The sequence below is a fragment of the Streptomyces sp. NPDC031479 genome, assembly GCF_055581065.1.
Map to the genome: position 1 here is coordinate 1 of NZ_JBVIKC010000007.1, position 25,132 is coordinate 25,132.

Annotated in this window: 25 protein-coding genes; 13 read left to right on the forward strand and 12 right to left on the reverse strand. The window is 73.2% G+C overall.

The features are described from left to right. The first annotated feature begins 106 nt into the window (after positions 1 to 106). Genes ACZ5D2_RS10390 through ACZ5D2_RS10400 form a run of 3 tightly spaced genes read left to right on the forward strand, consistent with a single transcriptional unit; the run spans position 107 to position 5,237 of the window. Positions 107 to 1,456 carry a hypothetical protein gene (locus tag ACZ5D2_RS10390; protein WP_468928585.1) on the forward strand — a complete coding sequence of 450 codons (1,350 nt, stop codon included), beginning with the start codon at positions 107 to 109 and terminating at the stop codon, positions 1,454 to 1,456. Continuing rightward, positions 1,453 to 3,315, forward strand: a complete 1,863-nt coding sequence (locus tag ACZ5D2_RS10395) for a hypothetical protein (protein WP_371680551.1) — start codon at positions 1,453 to 1,455, stop codon at positions 3,313 to 3,315. The genes ACZ5D2_RS10390 and ACZ5D2_RS10395 overlap by 4 nt, the downstream gene beginning before the upstream one ends. Further along, positions 3,312 to 5,237, forward strand: coding sequence for a TOMM precursor leader peptide-binding protein (locus ACZ5D2_RS10400; RefSeq protein ID WP_371680549.1), 1,926 nt, complete (start codon positions 3,312 to 3,314; stop codon positions 5,235 to 5,237). The genes ACZ5D2_RS10395 and ACZ5D2_RS10400 overlap by 4 nt, the downstream gene beginning before the upstream one ends. Positions 5,238 to 5,293: 56 nt before the next feature. Here ACZ5D2_RS10400 and ACZ5D2_RS10405 read toward each other — a convergent pair whose 3' ends face one another. Then, positions 5,294 to 5,833: a GNAT family N-acetyltransferase gene (locus ACZ5D2_RS10405; RefSeq protein ID WP_371681394.1), complete on the reverse strand. Its 540-nt coding sequence runs from the start codon at positions 5,831 to 5,833 to the stop codon at positions 5,294 to 5,296. A 111-nt stretch (positions 5,834 to 5,944) separates the two neighbouring features. Here ACZ5D2_RS10405 and ACZ5D2_RS10410 point away from each other — a divergent pair, with 111 nt between their 5' ends. Continuing rightward, the gene (locus tag ACZ5D2_RS10410) at positions 5,945 to 6,247 is read left to right on the forward strand and encodes a putative quinol monooxygenase (RefSeq protein ID WP_371680548.1); all 303 of its coding nucleotides are present in this window, start codon (positions 5,945 to 5,947) and stop codon (positions 6,245 to 6,247) included. Between the two features lie 35 nt (positions 6,248 to 6,282). Next, on the forward strand, positions 6,283 to 7,284 hold the full coding sequence (locus ACZ5D2_RS10415; protein ID WP_371681393.1) for a phosphotransferase family protein: 1,002 nt from the start codon (positions 6,283 to 6,285) through the stop codon (positions 7,282 to 7,284). A 27-nt stretch (positions 7,285 to 7,311) separates the two neighbouring features. Here the strand turns inward: ACZ5D2_RS10415 and ACZ5D2_RS10420 are convergent, their stop codons facing one another. Then, the gene (locus ACZ5D2_RS10420) at positions 7,312 to 8,292 is read right to left on the reverse strand and encodes an ArsR/SmtB family transcription factor (RefSeq protein WP_371680547.1); all 981 of its coding nucleotides are present in this window, start codon (positions 8,290 to 8,292) and stop codon (positions 7,312 to 7,314) included. 122 nt (positions 8,293 to 8,414) lie between these two features. On the opposite strand from ACZ5D2_RS10420, the gene ACZ5D2_RS10425 reads away from it, so the two are divergent. After that, on the forward strand, positions 8,415 to 9,650 hold the full coding sequence (locus tag ACZ5D2_RS10425; protein WP_371681392.1) for an MFS transporter: 1,236 nt from the start codon (positions 8,415 to 8,417) through the stop codon (positions 9,648 to 9,650). A 159-nt stretch (positions 9,651 to 9,809) separates the two neighbouring features. On the opposite strand, the gene glpK is transcribed toward ACZ5D2_RS10425, so the two are convergent. Continuing rightward, positions 9,810 to 11,327 (reverse strand): glycerol kinase GlpK, encoded by a 1,518-nt coding sequence (gene glpK, locus ACZ5D2_RS10430; protein WP_371680546.1) that lies wholly within the window; start codon positions 11,325 to 11,327, stop codon positions 9,810 to 9,812. An 87-nt stretch (positions 11,328 to 11,414) separates the two neighbouring features. Continuing rightward, positions 11,415 to 12,263, reverse strand: a complete 849-nt coding sequence (locus ACZ5D2_RS10435; RefSeq protein ID WP_371680545.1) for an MIP/aquaporin family protein — start codon at positions 12,261 to 12,263, stop codon at positions 11,415 to 11,417. A 300-nt stretch (positions 12,264 to 12,563) separates the two neighbouring features. On the opposite strand from ACZ5D2_RS10435, the gene ACZ5D2_RS10440 reads away from it, so the two are divergent. Next, a complete protein-coding gene (locus ACZ5D2_RS10440; RefSeq protein ID WP_371680544.1) occupies positions 12,564 to 13,130 on the forward strand; it encodes a TetR/AcrR family transcriptional regulator in 567 nt (188 codons plus the stop codon). Between the two features lie 106 nt (positions 13,131 to 13,236). Then, positions 13,237 to 13,713 (forward strand): SRPBCC family protein, encoded by a 477-nt coding sequence (locus ACZ5D2_RS10445; RefSeq protein WP_468928590.1) that lies wholly within the window; start codon positions 13,237 to 13,239, stop codon positions 13,711 to 13,713. Between the two features lie 174 nt (positions 13,714 to 13,887). On the opposite strand, the gene ACZ5D2_RS10450 is transcribed toward ACZ5D2_RS10445, so the two are convergent. The 6 genes from ACZ5D2_RS10450 to ACZ5D2_RS10475 all read right to left on the reverse strand — a co-directional run bounded on the left by ACZ5D2_RS10450 (position 13,888) and on the right by ACZ5D2_RS10475 (position 18,714). Continuing rightward, entirely contained in the window at positions 13,888 to 14,121 is a 234-nt protein-coding gene (locus ACZ5D2_RS10450) for a hypothetical protein (RefSeq protein WP_371680542.1), read from the reverse strand. 160 nt (positions 14,122 to 14,281) lie between these two features. Further along, positions 14,282 to 15,115, reverse strand: a complete 834-nt coding sequence (locus ACZ5D2_RS10455; RefSeq protein WP_371680541.1) for an amino acid ABC transporter ATP-binding protein — start codon at positions 15,113 to 15,115, stop codon at positions 14,282 to 14,284. Positions 15,116 to 15,122: 7 nt separating this feature from the next. Then, positions 15,123 to 15,923 (reverse strand): amino acid ABC transporter permease, encoded by an 801-nt coding sequence (locus ACZ5D2_RS10460; RefSeq protein ID WP_371680540.1) that lies wholly within the window; start codon positions 15,921 to 15,923, stop codon positions 15,123 to 15,125. Beyond that, complete coding sequence (locus ACZ5D2_RS10465; RefSeq protein ID WP_371681391.1) at positions 15,920 to 16,723, reverse strand: ABC transporter substrate-binding protein; 804 nt, start codon at positions 16,721 to 16,723, stop codon at positions 15,920 to 15,922. Before ACZ5D2_RS10465 ends, ACZ5D2_RS10460 begins: the two co-directional genes overlap by 4 nt. 233 nt (positions 16,724 to 16,956) lie before the next feature. Further along, positions 16,957 to 17,619, reverse strand: coding sequence for a DUF4360 domain-containing protein (locus ACZ5D2_RS10470; protein WP_371680539.1), 663 nt, complete (start codon positions 17,617 to 17,619; stop codon positions 16,957 to 16,959). A 171-nt stretch (positions 17,620 to 17,790) separates the two neighbouring features. Next, positions 17,791 to 18,714, reverse strand: coding sequence for a quinone oxidoreductase family protein (locus tag ACZ5D2_RS10475; protein ID WP_371680538.1), 924 nt, complete (start codon positions 18,712 to 18,714; stop codon positions 17,791 to 17,793). Positions 18,715 to 18,802: 88 nt separating this feature from the next. Between ACZ5D2_RS10475 and ACZ5D2_RS10480 the strand changes: the two genes are divergently transcribed. The 3 genes from ACZ5D2_RS10480 to ACZ5D2_RS10490 all read left to right on the forward strand — a co-directional run bounded on the left by ACZ5D2_RS10480 (position 18,803) and on the right by ACZ5D2_RS10490 (position 20,709). Further along, a complete protein-coding gene (locus ACZ5D2_RS10480) occupies positions 18,803 to 19,234 on the forward strand; it encodes a MarR family winged helix-turn-helix transcriptional regulator (RefSeq protein WP_371680537.1) in 432 nt (143 codons plus the stop codon). 96 nt (positions 19,235 to 19,330) lie between these two features. Beyond that, positions 19,331 to 19,828, forward strand: a complete 498-nt coding sequence (locus ACZ5D2_RS10485) for a GNAT family N-acetyltransferase (protein WP_371680536.1) — start codon at positions 19,331 to 19,333, stop codon at positions 19,826 to 19,828. A 98-nt stretch (positions 19,829 to 19,926) separates the two neighbouring features. Further along, a complete protein-coding gene (locus tag ACZ5D2_RS10490; protein ID WP_371680535.1) occupies positions 19,927 to 20,709 on the forward strand; it encodes a maleylpyruvate isomerase family mycothiol-dependent enzyme in 783 nt (260 codons plus the stop codon). Between the two features lie 62 nt (positions 20,710 to 20,771). On the opposite strand, the gene lpdA is transcribed toward ACZ5D2_RS10490, so the two are convergent. Continuing rightward, complete coding sequence (lpdA, locus tag ACZ5D2_RS10495; RefSeq protein WP_371680534.1) at positions 20,772 to 22,175, reverse strand: dihydrolipoyl dehydrogenase; 1,404 nt, start codon at positions 22,173 to 22,175, stop codon at positions 20,772 to 20,774. 201 nt (positions 22,176 to 22,376) lie between these two features. Between lpdA and ACZ5D2_RS10500 the strand changes: the two genes are divergently transcribed. Continuing rightward, positions 22,377 to 23,489, forward strand: a complete 1,113-nt coding sequence (locus ACZ5D2_RS10500; RefSeq protein ID WP_371680533.1) for an alpha/beta hydrolase — start codon at positions 22,377 to 22,379, stop codon at positions 23,487 to 23,489. Positions 23,490 to 23,525: 36 nt separating this feature from the next. On the opposite strand, the gene ACZ5D2_RS10505 is transcribed toward ACZ5D2_RS10500, so the two are convergent. Next, entirely contained in the window at positions 23,526 to 24,263 is a 738-nt protein-coding gene (locus ACZ5D2_RS10505; protein ID WP_371680532.1) for an SDR family oxidoreductase, read from the reverse strand. A gap of 165 nt (positions 24,264 to 24,428) precedes the next feature. Here ACZ5D2_RS10505 and ACZ5D2_RS10510 point away from each other — a divergent pair, with 165 nt between their 5' ends. Then, entirely contained in the window at positions 24,429 to 25,001 is a 573-nt protein-coding gene (locus ACZ5D2_RS10510) for a TetR/AcrR family transcriptional regulator (protein ID WP_371680531.1), read from the forward strand. Positions 25,002 to 25,132 lie beyond the last annotated feature (131 nt).

Here is a 25,132-nt window from a genome sequence, read left to right on the forward strand (position 1 = left end):
AGGCCGATCCGAGCTTGGTCGAAGAGGTGAACTTGAAGACGTTGGCTCAAATCCTTTTTTGGGGGGGGGGCCTGGGTGGGGGGGGGGGGTGGGGGCGTGGCGGCCGGTGCCCCCCGACGCCCTGTTCACCGCCGACGACCACGAGGCACTGCGTGAAGTCGGCGCCCTGGCGGAGCTGTTCGATCTCGGACACCTGGCGCGGCGGGCCCTGCGGGACCGCTTCGTGGCCCGGTACGGCCGGGGCGGGGTCTGCCACCCCGTCTGGGACTTCGGCAAGGAGACGGTGGAGGCCTGGGAGGACACCGTCCGGAACGCGCTGCTCCCCCCGGACGGAGACCTGACCGCGCTGCCGACCCGCGCGGCCGAACTCGTCCGGCTGCGGGCGGCGTTCGGGGCCGAAGTGTCGGCCCGCACCGGATCCCCGGAGGATCCCGACGCCGATGTGGTGCTGCCTCCCGAGCTGGTCGGGGCCTTCGCCGCGCGGCTGCCGGGCTGGGCGGCGTCGCGCCCGCTGTCGTACGCGCACTTCGTCCAACGGGACGCCCAGCGCGGCCTGTTGTGCGTGAACCACACCTACGGCGGCTGGGGGCGGGTCGGGAGCCGGTTCCTCGGCCTGCTCGACCCGGGGGCGACCGCCGCGGTCGCGGAGGAGGTCGTGCGCGGCCTGGGACCCGGGGCCCGGCCGGTGCAGTTCCGTCCGGTCCACGGCTTCAACGCGAACCTGCAGCCGCGGTTCGTGCCGGACGAGGTCGTCGCGGAGGAGCACGGCCCCGCCGGGACCACGGACGGCGGCCGGCCGCCGATCGCGGACTCCGACGTGGAGCTCTTCCACGACGAGACCGACGACCAGGTGCGGCTGCGGCTGCGCGACACCGGCGAGCCGCTGGACGTCCTCTATCCGGGTCTGCTGGTGACCGGCCTGCTCACCACGCGCTGCGCCCCCCTGGTCCACGACCACCCGGAGGGGGTCGTCTCCTTCGCCTCGCTGGTGCCCCGCCGGGTCACCGAGGTGCCCGGCGGGCAGCTGGTCCGCACTCCCCGGCTGCGGCACCGGCACGTCGTGCTCCGGCGCCGCCGCTGGAAGCTGGCCGCCGGCACGGTGGCGGCCCTGCGCGGCGAACTGGCCGCCGCCGGGGCCGAGGTCCCCTTCGAGGCCGCCGCGCGCTGGCGGGCCCTGCTGGGCGTCCCCGACCAGCTGTTCCTGCACCCGCCGCTCGGCGCGCCGGCGGGCGCCGGCGGGGCGGAGGACGGCGCGCCGGCCCGGCCGGCGCCGCCGAAGCCGCAGTTCGTCGACCTCGGCAACGCCCTGCACCTGCGGTGCCTCGACAAGTGGCTGGCCCGTCACCCCGACGGACTGGTGCTGGAGGAGGCACTGCCCGCTCCCGGAGGCCGACGGCGGGCGACGCGCGCCGTCGAGGTCGTGGTGGAGACCTACCGGGAGGGGTGCGCCTCATGACCGCCGCGCTGCAGGGGGCGCCCGGGGTGACCGGGGGTACCGGGGCACCCGACGCGCTGGATTCGCTGCGGCACTGGCGGCTGCGGCCCGGTGTCACCGCCTCGGCCCTCGCGCGGGGCCTGCACCTGCGCGGCTGGATCACCAGCATCACCCTGGAGGGAAGCCCCGCGCTTCCCGCACTGTGGCGGATGGTGGAAGACGCCCTGCGCACGGGGGGCGCGGCGGACCTCGCGGCCCGCACGGGGGCCGGTACGCCGCTGCGCGGTGCGCTGTGCACGCTGATCGGGCAGCTCCACGCGCACGGGATGCTGGTCGAGGACGTCGCCCTGCCGGCCGCCGGCCCCGCCCACGACTGGCTCCTCAAGGTCGCCGCCCGTCCCGCCGACGCGGCGGCCGCGCTCGCCGCCGCCCGGGTGGAGGTCCGCGCGGCCGGTCCGGGCGGAGCCCTCGTCACGGCGGCGCTACGGGCCCTGGCGCACGCCGGGGTCGGCGCCGCCCGGTACGCGCCCGGGGCCGGGACGTCGGCAGGAGGCCCGGTGTTGCTCACGGCCACCCTCGCCGACGGCACCGAACGGGCGGTGGGGGCCGCCGTCCACCCGGACGGCGCGTTCGTGACCCCGGTCGGCGCCCGCGCGCGGGCCGGAACCGACACGGCCGCGCTCGCGGAGCGGCTCGGGATCGGGAACGGGAACGGGAACGGGAACGGCAAGGGCGGCGGCGGCAACGGGTTCCACGACTCCCCCGCCCCGGGGGCACCCACCACGGCCGCCGCGCCACCCGCCCTGACCGCCCTCGTCGCGGGCGCGGCCGTACAGCGGCTGCTGTGCGCGGTCACCGGGCTGCCCGATCCGGAATCGGCGGACGACCCCGGCGATCCGGGGCGCCCGGCCCGGTTCCCCTCGGCCCTGGTCGCCGGACAGGACCCGGCGCACGCGGCCTACCACCCCTGGCTCGGGGGCCCGCTCGACCCGGCTCCGCCGCCCGCCACCCTCGACGAGGCCCTGGCCGGCGTGGCCGCGCTGGGCGACGCGCGCCTCGGCGTGCTGCCGGCTCCGCTGGCCGGATCGCTGCCGCAGCTTCCCGTGGCGCTGGCCGGCTGCGCGGCCCCCGGCGGCGGGCGGCTGACGGCCGGCGCCGGGCGCGCCGACCTCGCCCGGCTCGACGCCCTGTGCCGTGCGGCGGAGCTGCGGCTGGGGGCGGAGCGGCCCGGGGCCGTCGTGGGCGCGGGCCCCGGACACGCCGTGGGGCGGGCGCTGCGCCGCGCCGCGGTGGGGCTGCCCGGTACGGGGAGCGCGTGCCGGGACGGGTACGGCGACGGGTACGGGGGCGGGCATCGCCAGGCCCGCCACTGGTGGTCCGTCCTCACCCGGCGCCTCGGGGTGCGGGCGGAGCTGACCGTGACGGGGCTCGACGCGGGCGGCACGGCGTACCGGGCCGAGGTGCGCGCGGTCGGGAGGGCACGAGGGCCGTTGCTCGGGCAGGCGGTGGAGGCCACCGCGGGCGATGCGGCCGCCTTCGCGGCCCTGGCCGCGGTGGTCCGCGTACAGGCCGGGGCAGCGGAGCCGGCGGTCCGTCACATCACCTCGCCCGGCGGAGAGTTGTGTCCGCTCGCGACGGCAGGCGTGGATCCGGCGCCCTGGGAGGACGAGGGCTGGCCCGCCGGATGGTGGGCCCGGGTCGCCGGGCACGAAGCCGCTCTGCACGCCACCCTGTTCCGCCTGACGGGCCTGCGCGCCTTCCCGTGGGAGCCCGCCGGGCCGCGGGCCCGCACTCTCGTGACCGCGCTGCGCGGCTGCGGCTTCACCGTGCTCGACGCCCCGGACGGCGTCGGCACCGACACGGAAGGGGGATCGCGGTGACGACCCCGTCGGCGCCCTCCGTCGCCCGCACCCCGCTCGGTGCGGCCCTCGCGGCGGCCGGGCTGACCGTCCTCGACGCGCGCGGGGCCCTGGAGACCGCGGCGGGCCGGGCCGTGGTCGTCCTGGACGAGTGGACCCTGGAGGACGCCGCCGCGCTGTCGCGGCACGCCCTCGACCACCCCGTGACCCTGCTCCCGGTGCGCTGCGACGGGGCGCTGACGGTCGTGGGCCCGGTACTGCGGCCGGGCGCGGTGGGCTGCGTCTCCTGCACGGAGTACCGCAGGCTCGCCACCATCGGCGGCCGCGTCCCGTGGCACAGCCCCGGGTTGCGGCTGGCGGGCCGCCCCTCCCCCGCCCTGGTGGACGCCGTGGTCGCACTGGCCGCCGAGCTGCTGGGGCGCCCCGCTCCGGCCCCGGGCGCCGGCGCGGACGTACGGATCCTGCACGGCGGGCACGCCACCTGGTCCGGGCACACCTTCCGCCCGGTCGGCGGGTGCGCGGTGTGCCTGCCGCTGCCCGAGGACGCCGCCGGGGCGGCCCGCCCCCGGTGGGCACCGCAGCCGCTGCCGGACCCGGAGGTGCTGCGGGGGTCCAACTCCCGTACGGACCGGGCCGCTCTGCGCGCCGAGCTGTACGACGAGCGGTTCGGCCCGGTCCACCGGGTGGTGCGCACCGAGGATTCCGCGCACAGCCTCACGAGTGCCTACGTCACCCTGGGCCGGGACCTGCCGGACGGCGGGTACGGGCGTGCCACCGACTACGACGGCAGCGAACGGGTGGCCCTCTTCGAGGCGGTCGAGCGGCTGTCCGGGATGAGCCCGCAGGGGCGCCGCACCGTACTGCGGGCCTCCTACGCGGAGTTGGGGCCGGAGCGGGCCGTGGACCCGGAGCGGCTGGGGCTGCCCGATCCGGCCCACCACGGTCATCCCGCCTCGCCGACCGTGCCGTACACACCGGGGCTGGAGCTCGACTGGGTGCACGGCTGGTCACTCACCCGAGGGCGTCCGGCAGCCGTGCCCGAGCACGTCGCGTACTGGGATCCCGGTCCGGGGCGGCCGCGGGTCGTCTACGAGTGCTCCAGCGGCTGCGGCCTGGGCAACAGCCCGCAGGAGGCGGCCCTGTACGGGCTGTTCGAGGTGGCCGAGCGGGACGCGTTCCTGATGGCGTGGTACGGGAGGACGCCGCTGCGCCGGATCGCGCTGCCGGACGAGGACCTCGAAGTGCTGCACCTCGCCGACCGGGCGGAGCTGGCCGGCTACCGGCTCACGGTGCTGGACGCCACGAACGACTTCGGCGTCCCGGCGGTCGTCGCGATCGCCCGGCACACCCGTCCCCGGTCGGCGGCGCCGCAGGTCTTCCTGGCCGCGGGGGCGCACCACGATCCGCGTAGGGCGATCCGTTCCGCCGTGGTGGAGACGGTGACGAACCTCTTCCACTCCGGTCAGCGGCTGCGGGCCGAGCCGGACGCCTTCGATCCGCTGCGGCTGCGCGCCATGCTGGAGCGGCCCGAACTCGTGGTAGACCTGAGCGACCACACCGCCCTCTACGGTCTCCCGGAGGCCCGGCCGCGCACGGACGTCCTCTTCGGCGACGACCGGCCGACCCCGTGGCGGGAGGCCTGGCCGGGCGCACCGGAACCGGTGACGGACCTGTCCGCGCTGCTCGACGTGACGGTACGCCGCCTGGCGGGGGCCGGTCTGGAGGTGATCGTGGTCGGGCAGGACGAGCCGGGCGTGCGCGAGCGCCTCGGCCTGTACACGGCCAAGGCCGTGGTGCCGGGGGCGTTGCCGATGACCTTCGGGCACGTCAACCGCCGTACCCGGGGGCTGCCCCGTCTCCTGGAGGTCCCGCACCGCCTGGGCCGCGCCCCCGGTCCGCTGCGCCACGACGAACTCCCGCTCCACCCGCACCCGTTCCCCTGACCCGGGCCGGCCCCGGGGCGGGGCCGCCCCCCTTCACCGGGGCCGGGTCAGGTGGATCACGAGGGGCCGGGACGCAGCGGCTTCCGGTACCAGGCCACGTCCCAGAACCTGTCGAACTTCCGGCCGACCTCCTCGAAGACGCCGACCGGGCGGAAGCCGAACCGCTCGTGGAGCCGCTGGGACGCCGCGTTCGGCAGGGTGACGCCGGCCAGCGCCACATGGACGTCCTCCTGCTCCAGCACCTCGAAGAGCGACGCGTAGAGCAGGCTGCCGATGCCGCGTCCCGTGCATTCGGGCGCGAGGTACACGCTGGTCTCCACGGAGGTCGCGTAGGCCCGCTTCGGGCGGAACGGGCCGCTGGTGGCGTAGCCGAGCGGCTTCCCGCCCTCCTCGGCCACCAGGAGCCGGTGCGGGCCGGAGGCGGGATGGTCCAGCAGCCACGGCCGGCGCCGTTCCGGGGTGAACGGCTCGGTGTCGAAGGTGACCGGCGTGGCGGTGACGTAGTGGTTGTAGATCCGGGTAAGTCCGGCGAGGTCGTCCTCGGTGCCGGGCCGGATCCTCGTCGTCGCGCCGGCCGGGTGCGTGTGCGCCGTCATGTTCATCCCGAGGACGGTAGACGGCCCCTGTTACGCCGCCGTTTCGCCTGCCGCGGGCGCACCACCGTGCCGACGGCCGTCGTCGATCACCCGGCGGGTACGCTGCAGCACATGTCGGAACCGGTGCAACTCCTCATACACATCACCACCCTTCCGGGACGCGGGCCCGAGCAGATCGCCGCGTTCGAGCGCCTCGCGCCGGTCGTCCGCGCCGAGGAGGGGTGCCTGCGGTACGACATGCACCAGGTGAGCGGGGAGCCGGACCGCTTCGTCCTCATCGAGCGGTGGTCCTCCCAGGAGGCGCTCGCCGCCCACGACGCCACCGCGCACATGGTCGAAGCCGATGCGGCGAGCCCGGTGTTCCGGGCGGGCCCCGCCGTGGTCGTCCGGCTCGCGGCCGAACCTCTGGCCTGACGGCACGCGGGGAGGAGAGGTACGTCATGGACGTGATGCGCGGGGTCGTCCGGCGTGAGCATCTGGCGGAGGCCGCGCGTGCGGCCCTGGGAGGCGGGCAGCGGCTCGACCGGGTGTCGCGGCTTCGGGGCGGCAGCAAGAAGGGCGTGTACCGGCTGGGATTCGACGACGGCTCCACCGCCGTCGTCTACGTCTGGGACGAAGGCGAGAACTACTGGCCCACCGCGCACGGCGGGGCCGCCGACCGCCTGGCGGACCCCCTTGCGCCCGCCTCCGGCATCGAGCTGTTCGAGGCGGCCCACAGGCGTCTGGAGGCCCTCGGGGTCCGTACGCCCCGCGTGCATCTGGCCGACCGGAGCGGGCGGTGGTGCCCGGCCGACATCGCCGTGGTCGAGGACGTACCCGGCGAGAACCTCGAAGCGCTGCTCGACGGCGATCCGCGCCGCGCGGAGACGGCCCTCGCCCGGCTCGCCGGGGTGCTCGACGTGCTGCGACGCCACTCGGGTCCCGGCTTCGGAAAGGTCGCGCTGCTCGACGACGGCGGTACCGCCCACGGCCGTTCGTGCGAGGAGGTCGTCCTCGGCCGGGCGCTCGCCGACCTCGCCGAAGCCGCCTCGCGCGACGCCCGGATCGCCCGCGCGGGTGCCCGTCTGGAGGACGAGGTGCGCCGGCTGGCGGCCGCCGTGCCCCCGCGCGCGCAGTACGGTCTCGTCCACGGGGAGCTCGGACCGGACCACGTCCTGGTGGACGGGGACGGGCAGCCGGTCCTCATCGACATCGAGGGCCTGATGTTCTTCGACGTCGAGTGGGAGCACGCGTTCCTGCGCATCCGGTTCGCCGAGCACTACCGGCGCCTGAACGGCTCCGGGCTCGACGAACGGAGGCTGGACTTCTACGCGTTGGCGATGCGCCTGTCCCTCGTCGCCGGACCGCTGCGGCTCCTCGACGGCGACTTCCCGGACCGCGAGGCCATGCGGGGCATAGCCGAGTACAACCTCCGCCAGGCCCTCGCCCTGCTGCCCGCCCACGGCCGCTGACACGCCGGAGGGCGGGCACCCCGGGGTTCAGCCGCCGCCGGTCAGCTGATCGCCCAGGGGGCTGCGGCGGTACAGGACGTGCCGTCCGTCGCGCGCCCGGGTCACGAGTCCGGTCGCGTACAGCACCCGCAAGTGCTGCGACACCGCGCTCGGGGTGACCCCGGTGCGGCGGGCGATCTCGACCGTGGGGAGCGGCGCGTCGAGCAGCCCCAGCAGCCGGGTCCGGGACGCGCCGAGCAGGGACACGAGGGCGGAGGGGTCGGGGAGGGGCTCCGGGGCCCACAGGGTCGCCAGCCCGCGGCTCGGGTACGACATCATGGGCGCCTCGTCCGCGCCGACCGGTGGTGCGGGTTTGTTCGCGAACACGGACGGTACGAGCAGCAGCCCCCGCCCGGAGGCGCGGGCGTGATACCGGCTGACCATCTGACCGATGTGCAGCACGCCGTCGTGCCAGCGCAGGTTCGGGTGCATGTCGGCGAACAGCAGGCGGGCGCCCCCCACGGCCAGTTGCCGCGCGCGGTACGTCATGTCGGCCTCCAGCAGCAGCCGCATCCGCGGCCACACCGGCTCGACGGCGACCTGCCAGTACCGCCGCAGCAGGTCGCACAGGGCGTCGCGGAGCGCGAGGACGGATGCGTCGTCGGCGGCGCGGGCGGCGCGCAGTTCGTCGGGGAGCGGGTCCGGGGCGTGCGTGGCCAGCAGGTCGCGCCGGACCGTGGCGGGGCCGGTCCGGCCCACGACGGCCAGTTCGTCCTCGAAGGCCGGCTCGAAGCACGCGGGACGCGGCGTGAGGAAGTCGGGCAGTGTGCGCCGCGACGCGACCACGGACATCAGCAGGCCGGTGTCGAGCCCGCCGAGCCGGCCGAGGACGGTCCGGCGCCACGGCAGGTGCAGCGCGGACAGTCCCGGGTCGCGCAGCACCCGGAGGCTGAGCACGGTCTCGTGCAGGGGCGAGATCGCGAACCGCGTGTCCGCCAGGTCCTCGACGCCCAGTTCGTAGCTGATCATCAAGCCATACGCTACATCGATTGGCGCGCAGCGCCCCGTGCCGTGGACTTCCCCGCATGACACCTCCGACTCCCACGCGGGAACCGGCGATCGTCACCGGGGGGACCGCCGTGCGGCGGCCCATGGGTGACGGGACCACCCTGGGTCCCCGCACGGTGCTGCTCCTGGCCCTGACCTGCGCCGTCGGCGTGGGCAACGTCTACTTCCCTCAGGCGATCACCCCGCTCGTCGCCGCCGGGCTCGGCACGACGCCCGATGCCTCGGCGCTGGTGGTGACCGCCACGCAGATCGGCTACACGACCGGGATCCTCCTGCTGGTACCGCTCGGCGACCGGATCCCGTACCGGCCCTTCATCGTCACCCTGCTCCTCCTCTCCGGGCTCGGCCTCCTCGCCGCGGGGTGCGCCCCCGCCCTGCCGGCCCTGGTCGCGGCGGCCGCCTGCGTCGGCGTCACCACGGTGGCCGCCCAGCTGATCGCCCCGCTGGCGGCGGGGATGGTGGCCCCCGACCGCCGCGGGGCCGTGATGGGCACCCTGCTGAGCGGGTCGATCGGCGGGATGCTGCTGGCCCGTACGTTCAGCGGCACGCTCGGCGAGCGGCTGGGCTGGCGTGCCCCCTACCTGGCAGCGGCGGTCGTGGTGCTGCTGCTCGCCCTCGTCCTCGTCCGCGCCCTGCCGGTCACGGCCCCGCCGCCGCCCCGGCCGTACCGGGTGCTGCTGGCGGAGTGCCTGCGCCTGTTGCGCACCGAGCCCGAACTGCGCCGTTCCTGCCTCTACCAGGCGACCGTCTTCGGTGGTTTCTCGGCCGTCTGGACCTGTGTGGCCCTGCTCCTCGCCGGTCCCGCCTACCGTCTGGGCGGGGAGGCGGTGGGCATGCTCGCCCTGGTCGGGGCGGTGACCATGGCCTGCACTCCGCTCGCCGGGCGTCTGGTGGACCGCGGGGGCTCCGATCCCGTGAACCTGGTGTGCCTGCTCGGGGTCATCGTCGCGGCCGCGGTCCTCGTGGCGGGCGCCCTGGGCGGGACGGCGGGGGCGGTCGCGCTGGTCGTGGGCACGCTGCTGCTGGACGTCGCGATGCAGTGCGGCACGGTCGCCAACCAGGCCCGGGTCTTCGCCCTGCGTCCCGACGCCCGCAGCAGGCTCAACACCGCCTACATGACCTGCGCCTACCTGGGCGGCAGCGTCGGCTCGTGGGCCGGCGTGCGGGTCTACGACCGGGCCGGCTGGCCGGGCGTGTGCGGGCTCGTGGCCCTCCTCGCCGCCCTCTCCCTCGCCCGCCACCTGGCGGCGTCGTACGGGCGCGGGTCCCGCGAGGGCGGCCGTGGGGCACGGGTGCCGGAGGCCGGCGGACGGGGGTGACGTCCGGAGCGCCGGGGCGGACGGTCCGGACGGAGGAGGACGGCCCGCAGAAGGACGGCCCGGAGAAGGACGGCCCGGAGGAGGACGGCCCGGAGAAGGACCGGTGGACGGGACCGCGGGCACGGGCGGAGGTTTCCGGTCGTGCCCGCTTCCCCGCGGCTATTCGACGGTCGCCCAGTCCAGGGTCCGCGCGACCGCCTTCTTCCAGCCCTCGTAGCCTTCGGCCCGCTTGTCCTCGGACCACTGGGGCTCCCACCGCTTGGACTCCTGCCAGTGCGTGCGGAGCTCGTCCGTGTCCTGCCAGAACCCGGTGGCCAGTCCGGCCGCGTACGCGGCGCCGAGGGCCGTGGTCTCGGCGACGACGGGGCGGCTGACGGGTACCCCGAGGATGTCCGCCTGGATCTGCATGCACAGGTCGTTGGCCGTGACTCCGCCGTCGACCTTGAGTACGTCCAGGTGTACCCCGGAGTCCTGTTCCATGGCCTCCACGACGTCGCGGCTCTGGTAGCAGATGGCTTCCAGGGTGGCGCGCGCCAGGTGTCCGCTGTCGTTGTAGCGGGCGAGGCCGACGATGGCGCCGCGGGCGTCGGAGCGCCAGTAGGGCGCGAACAGGCCCGAGAAGGCCGGCACGAAGTACATGCCGCCGTTGTCCTCGACCGTAAGGGCCAGGCGCTCGCTCTCCGCGGCATCGGTGATGATCTTCATCTGGTCGCGCAGCCACTGCACGGCCGAGCCGGTGACGGCGATGGAGCCCTCCAGGGCGTACACCGCGGGCTCGTCGCCGAAGCGGTAGGCCACGGTGGTGAGCAGGCCGTGCTCGGAATGGACCAACTCGTTGCCCGTGTTGAGCACGAGGAAGTTGCCGGTGCCGTAGGTGTTCTTGGCCTCGCCGGGCGCGTAGCAGACCTGCCCGACGGTGGCCGCCTGCTGGTCGCCGAGCACGCCCGTGATCGGGATCGCCGCCCGCAGGGGGCGGGAGCTGCGTGTGACGCCGAAGGCGGTGGGGTGCGAGGAGGAGTGGATGGCGGGGAGCATCGCGCGCGGGATCCCGAAGAAGCCGAGGAGTTCGTCGTCCCAGTCCAGGCTCTCCAGGTCCATCAGCATGGTCCGGCTGGCGTTGGTGACGTCGGTGGCGTGGATGCCTCCGTCGGGGCCCCCGGTGAGGTTCCACAGGACCCAGCAGTCGGTGTTGCCGAAGAGCGCGTGTCCCTGCTCGGCGGCTTCGCGGACGCCCTCCACGTTCTCCAGGATCCACTGGATCTTCCCGCCGGAGAAGTAGGTGGCCGGTGGCAGCCCGGCCTTGCGGCGGATGACGTCGCCCTGGCCCGAGCGGTCGAGCGCGGCCGCGATCGAGTCGGTGCGGGTGTCCTGCCAGACGATGGCGTTGTAGTACGGGCGGCCGTTGCGCGGGTCCCAGACGACGGTCGTCTCGCGCTGGTTGGTGATGCCGATGGCCGCCAGGTCGGCCGGGGAGAGGTTTCCGTGCCGGAGCGCGTTCTGGATCACCGAGTTGGTGCGCTCCCATATCTCCACCGGGTCGTGCTCGACCCATCCCGACCTGGGAAGGATCTGTGCGTGCTCCAGCTGGTGCTTCGCGACCTCGTTGCCCGCATGATCGAAGATCATGAACCGGGTGCTCGTGGTGCCTTGGTCCACCGCGCCGACGAAGTCCGCCATGGTGGTGCCGCCTCTCTTGGGGGGAGAGCCCGTCCCGCGGCGGGGCGGTTTCGCCGCCCCGGGCGGGGGATGACGTCGGGCTGAGGGTCAGGGTTCTTCGGTGATCGGAACGACGCCCTCGGGCTCGGCCTCGGCGGTCGGCAGGAACTGGCCGATGAAGAACCTGTACAGAGCCGCTCCGATCAGGCCTCCGACCAGCGGGCCGACGATGGGCACCCAGAAGTAGAAGTTCCCGTACTGATCTCGCCAGGCCCCTCCGTAACCGGTGAGGAAACTGGCGAGCCGCGGACCGAAGTCACGGGCCGGGTTGATCGCGTACCCCGCGTTCGTGCCCCAGGCCATCCCGATCGCGACGACGATCAGTCCCACGATGAACGGCGCCAGGTTGGCACCGGGCGGGTTGTTGAGCAGGTCCGTGACCGCGAGGATGAGCAGCAGCAGGAGCGCCGTACCGATGATCTGGTCCCGTAGCGCGCCCCATTCGGTGACCGGCAGGTTCGGGTTGCCGTTCGCCGGGAGCGTGGAGAAGACGCCCTGCGACTTGATGGTGTGGGTGGGGTCGTACTTGGCCAGCGCCTCGGTGTAGTTCCACCGCACGATGAGGGCGGCCACGAACGCGCCGGCGAACTGCGCCAGCACGTAGGGTGCCACCTTCTTCCACGGGAAACCCTTGAAGGCAGCCAGCGCGACGGTGACCGCCGGATTGAGGTGGGCACCACTCATGCGCCCCGCGACGTACACGCCCAGGGTGACGGCCAGGCCCCAGGCCCACGCGATGCTGTCGTGGTTTCCGAGGCCGCCGGGCGGGTCGGTGAGTCCGCCGCCCGCGACCACTTGGGCCACGACGCCGCAGCCGAAGAGGATGAGGACCATCGTGCCGGCGAATTCGGCGGACACTTCGCCCACCAGCCCCGATGCCTTGAGACGATCAACCATGTGAGCCTGCTTCCTTGCCGGCGGAGACCGGCTGTCACATCGGCCCGTCGGTGCCGCCGCCAGCCGCGGGGCCCGGCGGGCGGTCGCTCGTGCGGAGGCTCGGCGCCCGTCGTGGCACACGCTGGATGCGCGGGGACGGACCACGGGAAGAATCTCCGCACGTGCCGCATACCCGGTCGTATCGATCTAATCACTCGATCAGCGGAGCTGCTCCTTGTGGCCGTCCACGCGCGGGAAGCGCCGGCCATCAGGTGACCCGAGGGGTTGACACCCAAAAAGTGTGAGTGATTGAGTACTCACATGCAATCGGAACGCCAACGCCAGCTGTCCACCGCGGAGGAACGCCGCGAGACGGTGCTGCGCACCGCCATCGGAGCGTTCGCCGCGCGGGGGTACTTCGGCACCACGACCACGGAGGTCGCCAAGGCCGCCGGGATCTCGCAGGCGTACGTCTACCGGCTCTTCCCCAACAAGGAAGCCCTGTTCGTGGCGGTCGTGGACCACTGCTTCGTACGGGTGCGGGCCAGCCTGGAGGCCGGCGCGGCCGGTGCGCGCGGCAGCTCGCCGGAGGCCGTGCTCTCCGCGATGGGCGACGCGTACGCCCATCTGATCAGCGACAAGGATCTGATGCTGGTCCAGCTGCACGCCCAGGCCGCCGCGGTCTCCGAGCCCGCCGTCCGCGAGGCCGTGCGGGCCGGTTACGCCCGTACGGTCGAGTACGTACGCGGGGCTTCCGGCGGCGACGACCGTCAGATCCAGGAGTTCTTCGCCGTCGGGATGCTCTGCCACCTGGTGGTGTCGATGGACGCCGGGGCGGTCGACGCGCCCTGGACGCGCACCCTGACCGCCGGCATCCGGCACTACTGACAGCCGGCTCCCCCAGGACGGCGGCCCACCAGAGGTCGGGTCGCCGTCCCTGCGGGGCAAAGAGTGAGTGGTTAACCACACATATAGAGAAGGAGCGTCACCCGTCATGAGCACCGAACGCATCCAGCGGCCCGAGCCCACCCCCCGCGTCACGATCGACGAGAGCGCGCCGGCCGTCGTACGGCTGTCCGCCACCGTCAACGCCCCCCTCGACACCGTCTGGCGCCTGCACACCGACATCGACGCCTGGCCCGACTGGAACCCGGACGTCACCCGGGCCGCGCTGGACGGCCCCCTCACCCCCGGCGCCACCTTCCGGTGGCTCACCCACGGCCTCGACATCACCTCCACCGTCCTGCAGTTGGTCCCCGGCGCGCGCATCGTCTGGGGCGGCCCGGCCCAGGGGATCGACGGCGTACACGTGTGGACCTTCGAGGAGGCGGACGGCGCCGTCACGGTCCGCACCGAGGAGTCCTGGTCCGGGGCGCCCGTGGAGGCCTCGCCGGAGCTGCTGCGGCAGGCGCTCCGCGACTCCCTCGTGCAGTGGCTCGCCCGGCTGAAGGAGCGGGCCGAGCGCGCGTGACCGCACCTACCTGATCCACCACGTTGGCCTCGGCCGACGGGCAGGTGCGCTGGTTCGGGATCGGCCGGGGTTTCGCCTTGCACCTCGCCAACGCCTACGAGGACGCCCGCGGGAGGATCCTCGTCGAAGGCCCGTCCGTGGGCCGCGACGGCCGGTGCGGCCGTTCGACGCCGGTCAGCTCCCCGGCGAGGCCGACGCCGGGGATCCGGCCCTGGCGACGGTGGCCACGGTCCACCGGCCGCGCCGGGTGCCCGCCGTGATCCACGGCTCGTGGATCCCGGACGTCGGGGCGACGGCGTCGGGGTGGGCCTCGTCCACATCGAGGCCCACCAGCCCGGGGAACCGGTAGGGGTCGAGCGCCCATCGCGGCGTCCGCGACGACAGTGCGTACGTGGGCTGCGTGTCCATCGGACCTCCAATGTCATGACCGAACGCGAGGACTCATCACTCTGTGCTCCCGGTTGCGCACCGCGCTCCGCCCCACCCGAACGCACCCAACGGCATCTCGTCACACCACGACAAGACCCTCGTGCCGCGGGCGGCCGGAGCGGACCGGGGTCGTCGCCCGCTACGTGGCGGTGGCTTCTCCGTCACCCTCGCCGTCGCCGACGGGCGGCTCGGCCGCCGCGGGGTCCAGGATCCGGTCGAGGAAGTTCCTGGTCCGCTCGTGTGCCGGGCGCGTGATCACCTGCGCCGCCGGCCCCTGCTCGACGATCACTCCCCCGTCCATGAACACGACGCGGTCCGCGACCTCCCGGGCGAAGCTCATCTCGTGGGTGACGACCATCATGGTCATGCCCTCGCCGGCGAGCAGCCGCATCACCGAGAGGACCTCGCCGACGAGTTCGGGGTCGAGCGCCGAGGTCGGCTCGTCGAAGAGCATCACCTCCGGCCCCATCGACAGGGCCCGGGCGATCGCCACGCGCTGCTGCTGTCCGCCGGACAGCTGGGCCGGGAAGGCGCCCGCCTTGTCCGCGAGACCGACCCGTTCCAGGTTCTCCCGGGCGACCTCGGCGGCCCGGACCTTGTCCCGGCCCAGCACCCGCCGCTGCGGCAGCGTGAGGTTGCCGGTGACGTTCACGTGCGGGAAGAGGTTGAACTGCTGGAAGACCATCCCGATGCGGCGGCGGACGGCGTCGATGTCGACGTCGGGGTCGGTGAGTTCGGTACCGCCGACGTGGACGGTGCCCCGGCTCGGTTCCTCCAGCAGGTTCACGCAGCGCAGCAGCGTCGACTTGCCGGAGCCGGATGGCCCGATGACGCAGACGACCTCGCCGGGGGCGACGTCCAGGTCGATGCCGCGCAGGACGTGGTTGTCGCCGAAGGACTTGTGCAGGTCACGGATCTCGATCTCCGGGCGGTCCGCCGGCGCCGCGTCCGCCGGTGGTGTCTGCTGTGGCATGTCTTCCTCACGTGGCCTTGTCGGCACGGGCTTCCAGGCGGCGCACCACGAAGCTCAGCGGCACGGTCACCAGGAGGTAGCACAGACCCGCGACCAGGATCGGGGTGGAGTTGGCGGTCTCGCTGGCGAGGTCCCTGCCGAATTTCGTCAGTTCCCGCTGCTCCAGTGTCACTCCGAGGAAGAGCACCAGGGAGGAGTCCTTGAAGAGCAGGACCAGTTCGTTGGTGAGCGGCGGGATCACGATCCGGAAGGCCTGCGGGATGATCACCGAGGCCATGGCGCGGGCGTGCGAGAAGCCCAGCGAGCGGGCCGCCTCCATCTGTCCCTTGGGCACGGCCTGGATGCCGGCCCGAATCGTTTCCGCCATGTACGCGGCCGCCACCAGCCCGAGGCCGAGCGCGACCTTGCCGTAGATACCTCCGGGGATCTCGGCGCCGGGGAAGGCGAGCGGCACCGCCACGCCCACGAAGATGAAGATGAGCAGCGCGGGCAGGCCCCGGAACAGTTCGATGTAGACACCGGCGACCCACCGGTAGGGGCCCACCGAGGACAGCCTCATCATGGCCACGACCAGGCCGAGCACGAGGCCGAAGAGGAATCCGGAGAAGGTGTACACCACCGTGTTGCGCAGGGCGACGGTGATGATGTCCGGGAAGAGCCGGGCGGCCAGGCCGGGCTGCGCGAACTGGTTCGCCAGCCGGCCCCAGTCTGCGAGGACGACCACCAGGACCAGCACGGCCACGAAAACCGCGTACTGGATCCACTGCCAGACCCGGCGCCGTTGGCGCCGGGTCAGCCGAGAGGTCACGACGTGGCCTGGGGCAGGGGGCCGATCCACTGCTCGTAGAGCTTCTTGTAGGTGCCGTCGGCCTTGGCGGTGGTGATCGCCTTGTCGATCGCGGCGAGGAGGGCGGCGTTGCCCTTCTTCACCGAGAAGCCGTACTTCTCTCCGGTGTCGATGTTCTGGCCCAGGACGAACTCGGCGGCGTTCGCCTTGTCCTTGAGCCAGCCCTGGACGACGGGGTAGTCGATCACGACCGCGTCGACCTGGCCGGTGCGCAGTCCGTTCAGCACCGCGTCCGAGCTCTCGAAGGAGACCGGGTTGAACCCCTGTGCCTTGGCGTAGCTCTCCCCGGTGGTCTCCGCCTGCGCGCCCAGTTTCCCGCCCTTGGCCTTGAGCTCGGCGAGCGTGGTGACACCGCTCTTCTTGCTCGCGAGGAGGGCCTGGGTCGCGTCGAAGTAGGGGACGGAGAAATCCACGTTCTTCTTGCGTTCGTCGGTGATCGTCATGCCGGCCGCGGCGAGGTCGCACTGGCCGGAGTTCAGGAAGGCCCCGGTCTTGAAGTTTTCGAACGGGGTGTCGAGGATCTTCTGTTCGACCTTCAGGTTCCGGGCGACGAGGTCGATCAGGGCCACGTCGAAGCCGACGACCTTGCCGTTCTGCTCGAACTGGAAGGGCGGATAGGGCAGATGGGTGCAGGTGGTCAGTTTGCCCTTCTCCACGACCGGGACGCCTCCGGCCGCCTCCCCCGGGCCGCTGCCGCCGGAGGAGCAGCCCGCGGCGAGGAACACGCCCGCCGCGGCGGCGAGGCCGGCCGTGGCGCGGATACGGAGACTGCTGCGCTGACTGCGGTGTCCTGCGGCCGTCCGGAACACGGTTGACCTCCACGGATGCGGGGTGGGAGCGGTCACGGGAGGGGACCGTCCGTCGAGATCGTAAGCCCGGGGTGGGGCGGGACGGCGGAGCCGGCGTGACGCGGCGCAGACGTGGCCGGACATCGCCCTCGCGCGGCCGGACAGTGCCTGTTGCGCCCCGCCACCCGATCGGCCGCGGCTGCGGCTCAGCGCTGCGGGCAGGCCTTCCAGGTGAAGTGGTACTTGGTGTTGATGCTGCCGTCGGTGGAGTCCATCGTCAGGAAGCTGGTGGTGTTGGCCGTGTCGGACGTGCCGGCCTGCGCGATCAGCTCGGTGTTGATGTTGAGGTTCCGCTTCGCCCCGCACGGGTGGTAGACGAGGGCCTCGATCGCGACCTGGTCGGTGGCCTGCCAGTTGTCCTGGTAGTGGCCGCGCAGGGTGTGGCTGCGGCGGGCGGTCTCGGACATGCCCTGGAAGTAGTAGTTGGCCCTCTGCTCGCCGCTCGCACCGGGCGCCAGGCTGGCGAAGCCCCGGTAGTCCGCCTGGGTGATGGCGAAGGTGTAGCCCTGGGGAACGTTCACGCTCAGGCCGAGCTGGCAGTTCTTGCGGAAGTCGGTCGCCTTGGCGTCCTTGCCGACCTGCGCCGTGTACTCGCTGTAGGCCACCGTGAAGGCGGTGTTGTCGGGGGAGACCGCGACGGTGGCGCTGCCGGGCCGGCAGCCGGAGCCGTTGACCTGGACCACGTCGATGGTGATCTTGTCGGAGGGTGCGGGGGCCGGGGCGGTGGCGGTGGCGGCCCCCGCGGACGGCGTGAGGGCGGAGGCGGCGAGGGCCGCGGCCGCGCCGGCGATGAACACCGTTCTGAACATGGGAAGTCCTTCCGATCGCTGCTCTGCGTGACCGGCTCGAACCGTTCCACACCGCCCGCGGACGCCGTCGTAGGCGCGGCACGCACCGCCTCCGGGGCGGCGGCGTGTCCCCCCGGACGGCCGAGCCGGCCGGGCCGCGGAGGGAGCCGCGCCGGGCGACCCGTCCGTCCGCTACGGGACCAGGACCACCTTGCCGAGGTTGCGGCGCTGTTCGATGACGGCGTGGGCACGGGCCGCCTCGGCGAGCGGGATCTCCTCGTGGACGGCGGGGCGCAGGGTGCCCGCCGCGTGCAGCTCCCAGAGTTCGCGCTGCCAGCGCTCGTAGAGTTCGGGCTTGCCGAAGGCGATCGCCCGCATCTGGAAGCCGATCATCGAGGCGCCGCGGACGAGCAGCTCGTAGGCCTCGACCGTACCGCCGCCCGAGCCGTACGCCACGATGCGGCCGCCGGTGGCGAGGGCGCGGACGGCGGGGCCGAGCAGGTCTCCGCCGACGCCGTCGAGGACCACGTCGTACGGGGCTCCCCAGTCGGCGTCCTCGTACAGGACGACCCGGTCCGCGCCCAGGCCGCGGACGAAATCGGCCTTGTCGGCGCTGCTGACGGCGGCGACGACGCGCCCGGCCCCGGCGGCCCTGGCGTACTGGACGGCGAGGCCGCCCACCGCGCCGGCCGCGGCGGTGACGAGGACCGACTCGCCGGGCTCGACGCGGGCGGCCGCGTGGGCGCCGCGGGCCACGAGGCCGCTGCGCACCAGCGCGACGGCCTGGACCGCGCTGACGCCGTCGGGGACGCGGGAGGCCAGTGCGGCACCCAGGACCGCGAACTCGGCGTAGGCGTCGGTGAAGCACAGTCCGGTGACGCGGTCCCCGACGGCGAAGCCGCTCACCCCCGGGCCGGTGGCGACGACCTCTCCGGCGATCTCGCCGCCGAAGGAAACGGGCCCGTCGCCGTCCCTGACCTTGCGCACGGTGGGCAGCGTCACGCCGACGGCCCCGGCCCGGACCAGCAGTTCACCGGGGCCCGGGACGGGCCGGTCGACGTGTTCGGCGAACAGCACCTCGGGGCCGCCGTTGACCTCGTGACGGATGCGCAGCACAGGACCTCCCCGATCCGGATTCATTGGATGCCCCAACGATAAGCCGAAAATCGTGGGGATGTCCAACGGCTTTCGCTAGGCTGGCTCCATGACGTCCCCCCTCGCGCACATCCGGTCCCTGCCGACCTGGCTCGTCGGCCGCGTCGCGGCACGCGGCCGCGGACTGGTCGCCGACGCCCTCTCCGCCGAGGGGCTGGGCCTCATGCACCACGCGGTCCTGGCCGCGACCGCCGAACACGGACCCGTCGCCCAGGCCGACCTGTGCCGCCTCCTGGCGGTCGACCCGAAGGACATGGTGGGCCTCCTCAACCACCTCCAGCAGGGCGGACTCGTCCTGCGCACCCCCGACCCCGCCGACCGCCGCAAGAACGCCGTCACGGTCACCCCGGAGGGCGGGGCGACCCTCGCCCGCTGCGCACGGCTCGCCGGCACCGCCAACGCGGCGCTGCTGGCTCCGCTGGACCCGGACGAACAGCGGCAGCTGATCGCCCTGCTGACGCGGCTCCACGAGGCGCCGTAGCCCGGCGTGCGGCGACGTCAGGGCGAGGCGAGGCAGTGCGAGGCGGCGCCCTCAACATCCCCGCGTGCGCGGCCCGTTGCCCTGTAGGCTCTCCGCATGATCGAAATTCGTCGCGCGGGCCCGCCCGACGGGACCGTACTCGGTGAGATCCACGCCGCGGCCTGGGAGGCCGTCTACGCGCCCTTCTTCGCCCCCGATTTCGCCGCACGGGCGGTGGAGGAGCGGCGACACCGTTGGCACGCGCGGGTCGGCGGGGGTTCCGAGACGGTCCTGCTCGCCGCGCTCGACGGCCGCCCGCTGGCCCTGAGCTTCTTCGCCCCCTCCCCCGACCGGGCCGGCCTCGCCGAGATCTTCTCCGTCTACGGCCACCCCGACGGTTGGGGCAGCGGCATCGCCACCGCCCTGATGGACGCGACCCTGAGCCGGCTGCGCGAGGACGGATTCGCCCGGGTGCACCTGTGGACGCTGCGCGGCACACCGCAGTCGCGCCGCTTCTACGTCAAGTGCGGCTTCACCGAGACCGGCGCCTCGCGCCCCCACGACTTCGGCGACGGCAACCCCCTCGACCAGGTCGAGTACGAACGGGCCTGCTGACGTCCCCACACCCCTGACGCCCCCCGTGCCCGCACCTCCCGGGCCCTGTGAAAGAGTGCCGGAAGAGGCGAACCCCCAGGTCAGGAAGGCACCACCCGATGAGCACAGCCGAGCAGCCCGATCACGCGGCGGCCGTCGCCGCGCAGACCGCACGGTTCGTGGACCTGGTCCGCGGCGCCGACCTGACGGCCCCCGTACCCACCTGCCCGGGCTGGACCCTCGCCGACCTGGTCCGGCACTGCGGGGGCGTGCACCGCTGGTTCTCCGCGCTGCTGCTCCAGAAGGTGCAGGAACGCCCGACGAGCCGCGACGTGGACCTGCGCCTTCCCGAGCGCGAGGAGGACTACGCCGACTGGCTGGCCGCCGGCGCCGCCGAGGCGGCCGAGGTGTTCGCCGCGACCGACCCCGACGCGCCCATGTGGGTCTGGGGAGCCGACGGCCACGCCCGGTTCTGGATCCGCCGGATGCTGTTCGAGACCCTGGTCCACCGCGTCGACGCGGAGCGCGCCCTGGGGCTCGCGTCCTCCGTCGACGCCCCGCTCGCGCGGGACGGCGTCGACGAGTTCCTCGTCAACCTGCCCTACGCCACCCCGTTCGCGCCCGGGGTGGCCCGGCTGCGCGGAACGGGCCGGACGATCCGCTTCCGGTGCACCGACACGGACGGCTCGTGGCTGGTCCGCCTGCGGCCCGACGGCTTCGGCCTCGTCGCCGACGGGGCGGAGGACGTCGCCGGGGCCGAAGCCACCGACGCGACCGTCAGCGCGCCGGCCGCCGATCTGCTGCTGGTCCTCTACGGCCGCACCGCGCGCACGGCGCCGGGCGTGGAGAGCACCGGGGACGCCGCCCTGCTCGACCTCTGGTTCACCCACTCGGCGTTCTGACCACGCCCGGCGCGCCGGCGGCCCGCCCCCCCCTTCGCCGAGGGAGCGGTCCGCGGCGGGACTCAGAAGTTGATCATGTGGCCGGCCAGTCCGTGGACGGCCTCCTTGACGGCCTCGCCGAGGGTCGGGTGCGCGTGGACGTTGCGCGCGACCTCGTGCACCGTCAGGTCCCACTGCTGCGCCAGCGTCAGCTCCGGCAGGAGTTCGGTGACGTCGGGGCCGATCAGGTGGGCACCGATGATCTCGCCGTGCGTGGCGTCGCTGATCAGCTTCACGAAGCCGGCCGTGTCACCGAGGCCGTGCGCCTTGCCGTTGGCGGTGAAGGGGAACTTGGCGACGCGGACGTCGAAGCCCTTCTCCTTCGCCTGCGCCTCGGTCCAGCCGAAGCTCGCGATCTGCGGCTGGGAGTAGGTCGCCCGCGGGATCATCGGGTAGTCCAGCTCCATCGTCTCCGCGTCGGCGATGGTCTCGGCGGCGACGACGCCCATGGCCTCGGCGGTGTGCGCGAGCATCAGCTTGGCGGTGACGTCGCCGATGGCGTAGATGTGCGGAACCGAGGTGCGGCAGCGGCCGTCGACATCGATGGCGCCGCGCTCGGTGACCCGTACGCCGGTGGCCTCCAGCCCGTAGCCGGTGACGTTCGGCGCGAAGCCGATGGCCTGGAGCACCTTGTCGGCCTCCAGCACCTTCGTCGCACCGTCGGCACCGGTGACGGTCACCCGGACCTGCGGGCCCGACTCGTCGATCGACTCGACGCGGGTCGAGGTCAGGACGTCGATCCCCAGCTTGCGGTACCGCTTGGCCAGTTCGGCGGAGACGTCCGCGTCCTCCAGCGGGGCGATCCGGTCCAGGAACTCGACGATGGTGACCTTCACGCCGTAGTTGTGCAGGACGTACGCGAACTCGATGCCGATGGCGCCGGCGCCCGCGATCACGATGGACCCGGGCACGTCCTCGGCGAGGATCTGCTCCTCGTACGAGACCACGCGGTCGCTGCGCCGCGTGCCGGGCAGCAGCTTCGGGGTGGCGCCGGTGGCGATGATGCAGTCGTCGAAGGAGATCTCCCGGGTGGTGCCGCCCGCCTCGGCGACCCGCAGGGTCCGGTCGTCGAGGAAGGTGCCCCGGCCGTCGAACTCGGTGATCCCGTTCTTCTTCATCAGGTAGTGGACGCCCTTGACCCGGCCGTCCGCGACCCGGCGGCTGCGCCGGAACGCCTCGCCGTAGTCGAAGGACACCTCGCCGTCCACCTTGATGCCGAAGGTCTTGGCCTCGTGGGTGAACAGGTGCGCCAGCTCGGCGTTGCGCAGGAGCGCCTTGGTGGGGATGCAGCCGACGTTGAGACAGACGCCGCCCCAGTACTTCTCCTCGACGACCGCGACGCTGCGGCCCAGCTGGGCGGCACGGATGGCGGCAACGTATCCGCCGGGGCCGGCCCCGAGGACGACGACGTCGAAATGCTCCTGCATGGATGGATTCCTTCCCATAACAAGTCGTGCGCAAGTGAGTTCACGCCCACGTTACGCCGGGTTCCGGGAGCGGGTGTTCGAAGATCACCTCAAGGTCCGCAACCTTTTGCTCCGCTCTGCCCTCTCCCTGGTTGGCACGCCGACGCGGGCCGACGGACCCGCGGGTCCTGACCGATAGCCGACAGAAGGTTTCACCGATCCATGAAGCTGACGAGTGGTGCCCCCCTCGTGCTGGCCCTGCTGTGCACGCTCCTGCTGTTCGCCCTGACGGTCTGGCTGTGGCCACGGCTGTCGAAGGGCGGCCCGCGCAAGGTGTTCGGCCGGGTCGCGCTGGTCGTCGTGCTCCAGCTGCTGCTCGTGGCCTCGATCGGACTGGCGGCCAACCGGAGCTTCCTGATCTACGGCTCATGGGCCGAGCTGGCCGGGCACGCGCAGGCACCGCCGGCGCTCGACCCGGGTCAGGGTGACGCGTCGGGCGTGAAGATCCTCGGCCGGCAGCCGGTCGACGTGCCCGGCGGCGCCACGCCGCGCGTGGGCGGCGTGATCGAGAAGGTGACCATCCAGGGGCAGCGGTCCAAGACCGCCACGTCCGCCTACGTGTACCTGCCGCCCGAGTACTTCCAGAAGGGCAACGAGCACAGGACGTTCCCGGCCACCGTGGTCCTCACCGGTTTCCCGGGCACGTCGGAGAACCTGATCAAGGGGCTCGACTACCCGAAGACGGCCTGGAAGCTGGCCAAGCACAAGAAGACGCAGCCGATGGTCCTCGTGATGATGCGGCCGTCGGTGATCCCCACCCGCAACACCCAGTGCGTGGACGTCCCCGGGGGGCCGCAGAGCGAGACCTACTTCGCCACCGACCTCCCGCAGGCCGTGTCGGGCACGTACCGGGTGAAGAACGTGCCGTCGAGCTGGGCCATCATGGGCGACTCCACGGGTGGTTACTGCGCGCTCAAGATCGCTCTGGAGCACCCCGAGCGCTACGCGGCCGGGGTCGGCCTGTCGGCCGACTACAAGCCGGAGATCGACGCGGACTCGGGCGACCTGTTCCACGGCAACAAGGAGGAGGAGAAGCGGGCGGACCTGCTGTGGAGCCTGGACCACCTGCCGCAGGGCAAGTCCTCCTTCCTGGTCACCAGCTCCCTGCAGGGTGAGCCGAACCTCAAGCCGACGCAGCAGTTCATCCGGAAGGTGAAGGCCCCCGCGCACGTCTCGTCGATCACCCTCGACCACGGCGGCCACAACTTCAACACCTGGCGGCGCGAGATCCCGCCGTCCCTGGAGTGGGTCAGCGCCCGCGTCAACGCGGGGTGACCTCCCGGGAGGCGGGCCGCCGCTCCGGGCCGGCCGTCAGGCCTGCGCCGTGGGACGGACGACGATCTCGCTGACGTCGATGCCGTCGGGCTGCCCGATCGCATAACCGATGGCGGAGGCGATGGCGGAGGGCGGCATGGCGATCTCGTCCCGCTGCCGGGTCATCGCCGCCGCCACCTCGGGGCTCGCCCCCTTGCCCACGCCCTCCGTGTGGGTGAAGCCGGGCGAGACCAGGGTGACGCGGAGGTCGGGGCCGGCCTCCTGCCGCAGCCCTTCGGTCAGGACCTTCACGGCCGTCTTGGTGGCCGCGTAGACCGTCTGGGGAGCCTTGACCACGTAGGCGGCGGTGGAGGCGACGTTGACGAACTGACCGGAGCGCTGCCGCCGGAAGACGGGCAGCGCCGCCCCGATGCCGTTCAGCAGGCCCGTGATGTGAGTGGCGACCATGGCGTCCCAGTCGTCCTGGCGCAACTCGTCCAACGGCGAGACCGCCATGGTGCCGGCATTGGAGACCAGGACGTCGAGCCGGCCGAAACGGTCGAGCGCCACGCCGGTCAGCCGTTCGAGGTCCCTCCGGCGCGACACGTCGACCACGGCCCCGACGGCCGATCCGCCCCGCGCCGTGATCCGGTCCACCACCGCGTTCAGCCGGTCCTCCCGCCGGGCTCCGAGCACCAGGTGGGCGCCCCTTTCGGCGAGATGGACCGCCGTCGCCTCCCCGATGCCGCTGCTGGCGCCCGTGAGTGCGATGACCTTGCCCTCGATGCCTGACATGGCCGGTCCTTCCGTGAGGGGTGCGCGCAGGCCGACGCCTCGGCCGATGCCTGCGCCCGCGCCTTGGCCTACAGTGGAAGTGGGGGAGCCCCCACTTGCCTCAGGCTAAGTGGGCACGCCCCCACTTAGCAAGGCGGACAACCTGAGAGGGGATGGCGAGCGCTGATGTCCGAGGCAGCACCAAGGCCGTTGAGGGCCGACGCACGGCGCAACCGGGAGAAGATCCTCACGGCCGCGGTGCGCCTATTCGCGACGGAGGGGCTCGACGCCCACCTGGAGCGCATCGCCAAAGAGGCAGGAGTCGGCAGCGCCACGCTGTACCGCAACTTCCCCACCCGCGAGGCACTGGTCGAGGCGGTCTACCGCAACGAGGTGGCCCGGCTGTGCGACGCGGCCCCCGCCCTGCTGGCGACGGAACCGCCGCTGGACGCCCTGCGCGCCTGGACACGCCTCTTCCTCGACTACGTGACCGCCAAGTACGGCATGATCGACGCCCTGCGCGCCATCGCCGCCACGGGCGACAGCCCGTACGGCCACAGCCGCGAAATGATCCACGCCGCCCTGGGCTCCCTCATGGACGCATGCGTGGCCGCCGGGACGATCCGCACGGACATCGGCCCGGCCGACATCGGCGCCGCCCTCGAAGGCATCGCCCTCACCTCGGCGAGCCCCGGACAGCGAGAGCGGGCGGAGCGCCTGCTCGACCTCACCCTGGACGGCCTGAAGACCCGTCCGTGAGGCCCGGCCCCGGACCGGAGCCGCGGGCCTGCGCGGCCCGGCCCGGCGGTCCGGCCCCGACACGCCTCGCGCGAGATCCCCTGGTCAGCGCCACGGTTTCGCTACGTTGACGCATCATCCGCTTCTTTGGA